Here is a 6,381-nt window from a genome sequence, read left to right as displayed (position 1 = left end):
TCATATATCACTAGCGGACTCCGCGCCGCTAGTTAGAGGCTCATATCTTGCACCTGGAAATTTGAATGTCAATTGCTTGACTAAGTGTTAGTCAGTTAATTAGACTACGCCAAGAAACCTAACCCCCCAACCCCCTTCCCTACAAGGGAAGGGGGAAAGATTCAAAGCCTCTCTCAGTAATAAAAGCTGCTCCTCTTCCCTCCCCTGTTAGGGGAGGGTTAGGGAGAGGTGGAGAGAGGTTTGGAGAGAGGTCACAAATGTGGTTCATTTACCTAAAAACCACTATACCTTCAAAAAAATTGACTGCATGCAAGAGTTCTAAGCATTTTTGCAAGAGGTCTATTGCAACAAGCCGCCAAAATAGCATTTGGTTTGGTGACAAGGTTAAAGCTTCCACATTGACACAACTTGTTTCCCTATCAAAACCAACGCAACACCAATCATCACAATCAGCGTCACCTGACCGCCAGGAACAAGTGGTTGACTGATGCTATTCGATTCTTCCTGCTCTTTACGTTGCTTCCAAATCATCAAGGCAGGAATAATCCCTCCTAAAACTGAAACACTGAATGTTCCAGCATAATCTAAAGCAGCCACGAAAATGTTGGGATTGAGCGCCCCGAGACTCATAGGCGGAAAAAGAATCAGTGAATAAAGCGGTAGGCGCTTAGACGGTTCACCTTGTCCAACAAGTGAAATATCTTTGAAGAAATCCAGCAAACCGTAGACAAACCCAATGAATGATGTGACGATCGCAAACTCCGAGAAAATGGACACTAACACTCCTAACCATTCTCCCGCGCCACCACTACGTAACATTTGCAGTGGGTCAAAAACAGTTTCACCACCAGACGTACCTTGTACTATATCGGGACTGACGCTTCCCAAAATCACGGCATTCCAAGCCAAGAACATGACCAAGGGAATCGCAGAACCAATAAAGATGGATTGACGTATTTTGCGGGCATCTCCTTCAAGTTGAGTCACAACCGTTGGCACAACATTATGGTAAAACAGCGCCACAAACATCACTGAAACGGCTGGAGGAAGCGCACTCCAATTTTGAAATGAGAAAGAGGAAGTGTTAAGGTGCGTTGTTCCCAGCAACAACAGTCCAAGAAATGAAGCAAGGACAATTGCCACAAACGCGCTGTTTAATTTCTCCACAAACTTTTCTCGCCCAAGATACATGATGCTGCCAAATAAGAGAGTGAAGGCGGTTGTCCCTACCCAAGCAGGCAGAACATTCTGCACACCTAACACTTTTTCAACCGCAGATACTAAAATCTCTCCACCTTGGGCAACATACGCTACAAGCAAGGCGTAGTGCAAGAACAGATACGCGCCACCAGCAACCCGCGCACCTAGCTTCCCAAGCGTCCTCTCAATCATCGCCAACAAACCTAAACTCGGACGCCCCACAAGACGCATCGTGTTCAAAGTCACTTCTGCAATCAAAAGACCAGAGACTAAAGCATAAAGCCAAACAGCAATAAGTAAAACTGTCGATGGCACAACGCCAGATGGCAGAGTCACCGCAGGTAATGCGAGGATACCAGCACCAACTGTCGTTCCAGCAATAAGTGCAGTACTTCCTAAAATACTACCCGGTTGATGACTGAGTTTACTGCCATAGAGTTCAAGGTTAGAAAATAACCGAGTGACTTGTGGGGTCTGCGAGTTGAGAACAGCCTTCATATGGGTTTTACTAAGGTAGGCACATTCTGAAACAATATGAAACAGAATATAAATTAATGTAAATTATCTTAGCAAAAACCCTTTCAGGACTTCTGCCCTAAGTACAACTTTTCATAAATTCATAACGTTATCGTAAATTAGGGGGTTTAAGACCCCTTTGTCTATAGGTAATCTCAGTTTCAGACGGAGATTTCAACCCCGACTGAAACTGTCTTCAATTTTGAATTTTGAATGAGCGAATTTTGAATGAGTGAATTGTTATTGGGTGGGCAACCAGACGGTAAAGCAAGTTCTTCCGGGGACAGACTCAACTAAAATGCTGCCGCGATGACGATTTTCCACAATTCGCCGGACACTTTCTAAGCCAAGACCCGATCCCTTACCTACGGGTTTGGTCGTAAAAAATGGCTCAAAGATGCGGGATTGGATATCTGCTGGGATGCCTGAACCTGAATCGATAATTTCAACCCGGACATGATTTGGTTTAGAGAATGTGGTAATTTCCAAGGTGCCTTGACCGTTCATTGCGTCAATGGCGTTGTCAATGAGATTAGTCCAGACCTGATTAAGTTCGCTGCCGTAGGCTAAAATTTTGGGAAGGGAAGGATCGTAGGAGCGATGCACCGTAATGCCGTATTTCAGCTTATGGCAGAATAACTGCAAGGTGTCCTCTAGTCCTTCATGGATGTTGACAATTTGTTGTGCCCCTTGATCTAGATAGGTATAGGATTTCATCGCACTGACAAGCGTAGCAATCCGTTCAGCTCCACGTAGTCCGCCACGAATCATAGACAAGACCTCAAAGGATAATGCCAGCCAGCGAAGTCCTTGATCACGCAGTTCTGTGGGGTCATTTTTCCAGGGCTGAGTTAGTTCCTCAAGGCTCTGAATTTCGATCCCTGCGGCTGCTAGAGGTGCTGCTAGTTTCCACGCCTGGTCAACTCCGTAGTTTTCTAGCCATTCCAACAGTTCCTCTTCGCGATCGCTTAAACTAATCAAGTCAATACGATTATTGGCAATAGCATCAAACCCAGCATCTCGCACTGCTAGCCATCGCTGCGTATGTTCAGGCGATACTTGGCGTTGCCCATAGATCAGGTTCATGCGCTCCAGTTCCTGTACTGCGGGAATGATCCCATTGAGCGATCGCACCAGGGCTGCTGCTGGATTGTTGAGTTCATGCGCTAATCCCGCAGCTAGAGTTCCCAGTGCAGCCATCTTCTCGCGAACGCGAATAAAAGACTCCAGACCCCGCAACCGTTGTTGAAAGATGCGAAAGACAGCTCGCTCGAAATCGCGACACTCGTGCAGCAGCGTTAGGAAGTCAACAGCAGAAACTTCGTGAAGGTGACAGTCGGTTACCGCTCGCATGGTCACCAGCGCTGGTTCTTCGGTCAACACCGGAACTTCCCCAAAATAATTAGGAGCATCGTGCTGTCCAATAGGCATTTCAACTCCATCCTGCAAACGAGTAATGCTCATTCGTCCTTTAGCCAAAATAAAGACGCCTTTTGTACTTCTCTTGTCACCTTCTGGCAAGAGTATTTCTCCTTGGAGCAAATGGATAGGTTTGACGCGATCGCATACCCATGCCAGTCGCGCTTGCGGAAGCTGCCGAAAGGCATCCAGTGTCAGCAAATCATCGACGCACAGCATTTGGCTATCTCCCTCTGAATATGAAGGCTTGAAGTCTTATCGCACATCACTAAGTACAAGATTGCACAAGTTCGTAACGATTTCCATCTCAATGCAATTGCGTTTCGTCATCAGCACTGACTAACAATTTTACCCTGATACCTGCTTTTTCCTTGTAAAACACATCGCTATTCCCTTTTCATAATAAGCAGCTTCATTAATAAACACAGGATAAACCGATGATTCTTCTTCATAGTAAATAGTTTTGCCATCAAAAGTGAGAAACAGAGGTTCACCTGGTTTCAATTCCTCATAATCTCTACCTTGAAGCTGAGGATGAATCATGCCTTCAATTTCCCCATCTTCGTTCTTAGGATAATCCACGACTTTTAAGTGCTGATAAATAGTTACACTATGGCTGACTTGGGGAATTTCGCCTTGATTATATTTCTCCAAATAATCCAGAATGGCATGAATAAGCTCTTCAGTTTTTTGAAACAGAGTTGCTTGGAGAGTTCCTTGTGGAATGGGACCAACTTCAATACCAAAACCTTTGTCACATATAGAATTTAAAAAAAATGATTCTTTTTCTGGTTCAATCCAACTATATATTTTCACTGTTGGTTGGATTGAACTCAAATAAGCTGCCAATTTTATATTAAATGGATTGTCATCCAAAAGGATGATACTTAGTCCCATGTTAGCTGTGGAACTGTGTAAATCCATGATAAAATCAACTTGCGGATTGCCTTTTGGTCCTAGAATTTGATTAATAAATCTTGCTCTATTTTCTTCATAGGAAGACCCTAGAGAATTATTCAAGTCTTCTATAGAAAAGCAGCGGTTTAAGTCTTTGTCAAGATATCTCCTGTTCGCTTGAAAAGCCTGCGGATTAGCAAGCATTACCAGTGTTTTAAAGCTAGGTCTTTTGACTAGTTCTGGAAAATTATCAAATTTTTTAATGAGATATGCACCTGTGAATTCGTTTCCGTGGGTTCCTCCCACAATGGCAACCTGTCTAAATTTTTCCATGATTGTTGTAGAGGGCTTGGGGTAAATAAATGAAATACTTTAGATATTGTCCCAGCATTATAAGTAGATGGGCAGAAATAAACGCCCTAAATGTAGTAAGGGCTAGAGCTAATGAAACCTCTGCCCTGAGTACTTTAATACTCACGTGCATTCCAGGAGTATACTTTACTTTAGTTTTAGAGGGGTTATACTGGCAAGTGGGTGAATTTAGACTGTAAAGGTAGATATTGTAAGACTGACCAACAAGCTATCTGATAAGCTTTCCCATACTGATGCGTTCTTCAATACCTTCAAGCCTTAGAGCCAGAAGGCTTATTATCATCACAAGCATCAATCAGTATGATATGGGGCGAACCTTTAAGGTTTAGACGTTCCAAAATTCGGTTTACTTTGGCAAGTTCATGTTTTGAAAAATACAATATTACCTTCAAAGAAGGATGTGTTGAGTCGCTAGATTTCTCATAGATTTCGCATTGCTTTGCAAGATTTTTTTCTAATTGCGAATTCTTAGCAAGCTTGAATTCAACTAACGTCTTGTCTGCCTTTCCATGTGACACTTTGAAATCGACGGTTCCACGTCCATCATTTACTTCTCTACTTACATCAGAAGGAGTAGAGAACCATGTTAAACGGTATAGAATTTGAAGGTCTGCTTCTCGTTCAAGAGGCTTACCCTTAACATAAAACAAACGATGTCCGCCTTTGTTTTCAATAACATCTTTAAGAAAGAATACTCGTTCTTTCGCCTCCAAATATGTGTTTCCTAGGCTTTGATAAAACCCAATTGGCTTTAAGTACTCATTCACCAGTTGATGAATTTGTTCAACGAAACGGGCTTTCACCTCTGCAACACGTTCTTCTGCAACAGAGGTTGCTTCATCACCCTCGTCTTCCTTAATCCTAACGTAATGATCAATAACCTCTGGAAATCTATCTATTGCTAAGCTGATAGCAGTTTGAATCTCCTTTTTTGTTGCTTTTGGATCAGTAGGAAGAATACGCAAAAGATACTCATTGACTTGAGCACGCAAGACTTCGTTCGGTAATCCACCAGCAATTTCTTGAAAACGCTCTAAAAGCTCTGGTCTATTAATCCATGACTCGTCTTTCGTTAATAGATCTTTGGGAGTAAGGAGAACATAATCACCATTAATGTAGGGTAGTCGAAAAGTCGCAGAGATCCAGGTACGCGTATCATAATTAAATTTCACCTTATTTATTCTTATAGACTTAATTTGACTTTTAGATAAATTGTTTAATGCAAAATCTTGAGTATATGTAGCAAGGAAATGTTTGATTAGGTTTGTTGTAAAGTCGCTGATGTTATCACGCCCCACACCTTCACGAACAAGACATAGTTTTTCTAAGTGGCTACTGCGCGTAATTGTCTCTTCGCCAAAATTTCTAAATACAGAATGTAAGTTTCTGTTCAGTGCCTTAGCAAAATCTTTTCCAAGTCCATGACCTTTATTGCCTTTTACACTGAACCCAAGCCAGTTTTGCTTAACTTCAGGGAACGTAAACCAGGCATCTACTAAACGTGGATTAATCGCGCCTGACAAAGACATTTCCTTTAAAAAGCGCATATAGCGAATGACATCTTCGTGAAGCTGTTGATAGGTTGCGTTTTCACTGTTAAACAGTAAAAATGGATCTACGAATAAGGGTAGATCGTTGATTAGCGATATATTGAAAGCTCCATATTTCTCGATTAGCTCCGGTGAAACATCAAAGAAATCTGAAAAGAAAATAGCCATTGAGTAATTTAGAGACTTTTTAATGCAAATCACATTATTTGGAACCAGCTCGCAATCATCCGCTGTGGCTCAAGTTAATTGCAAATAGCTTGAAATCTTTTTTAGCAGAGTCAGACAGCGATGACTGCGGTCAGTGTGCCGTCAATGAAAATCATGCGTTGACCGGAATAAATGAGTATGTTTTGCGGGCATTACAAACCATTCTAGCGTGTGATTCAATATATTGATTACAAGATGTTTCCCTTGGTAAAGGAAAGAA

General features: G+C 42.2%; 4 protein-coding genes. All 4 read right to left on the bottom strand.

Going from position 1 to position 6,381, the window contains the following annotated elements; genetic code table 11:
- Positions 1-384 precede the first annotated feature (384 nt).
- Positions 385-1,698 carry an amino acid permease gene (locus ACM0OZ_RS36975; protein ID WP_414587820.1) on the bottom strand — a complete coding sequence of 438 codons (1,314 nt, stop codon included), beginning with the start codon at positions 1,696-1,698 and terminating at the stop codon, positions 385-387.
- Between the two features lie 258 nt (positions 1,699-1,956).
- Positions 1,957-3,354, bottom strand: a complete 1,398-nt coding sequence (locus tag ACM0OZ_RS36970) for an ATP-binding protein (RefSeq protein WP_414587819.1) — start codon at positions 3,352-3,354, stop codon at positions 1,957-1,959.
- 129 nt (positions 3,355-3,483) lie between these two features.
- Positions 3,484-4,365 (bottom strand): aspartoacylase, encoded by an 882-nt coding sequence (locus ACM0OZ_RS36965; RefSeq protein WP_414587818.1) that lies wholly within the window; start codon positions 4,363-4,365, stop codon positions 3,484-3,486.
- 290 nt (positions 4,366-4,655) lie between these two features.
- A complete protein-coding gene (locus ACM0OZ_RS36960) occupies positions 4,656-6,122 on the bottom strand; it encodes a hypothetical protein (protein WP_414587817.1) in 1,467 nt (488 codons plus the stop codon).
- Positions 6,123-6,381 lie beyond the last annotated feature (259 nt).

It is taken from the genome of Scytonema sp. PCC 10023 (genome assembly GCF_963920835.1).
GTDB lineage: Bacteria > Cyanobacteriota > Cyanobacteriia > Cyanobacteriales > Nostocaceae > Kalymmatonema.
Note: the sequence above shows the minus strand (reverse complement) of the source record. Positions and strands in the feature narration are given on the sequence as shown.

Coding starts and splice junctions, on each gene's coding strand:
- ACM0OZ_RS36975 (WP_414587820.1), bottom strand. CDS start 1,698: ATGAAGGCTGTTCTCAACTCGCAGACCCCACAAGTCACTCGGTTATTT.
- ACM0OZ_RS36970 (WP_414587819.1), bottom strand. CDS start 3,354: ATGCTGTGCGTCGATGATTTGCTGACACTGGATGCCTTTCGGCAGCTT.
- ACM0OZ_RS36965 (WP_414587818.1), bottom strand. CDS start 4,365: ATGGAAAAATTTAGACAGGTTGCCATTGTGGGAGGAACCCACGGAAAC.
- ACM0OZ_RS36960 (WP_414587817.1), bottom strand. CDS start 6,122: ATGGCTATTTTCTTTTCAGATTTCTTTGATGTTTCACCGGAGCTAATC.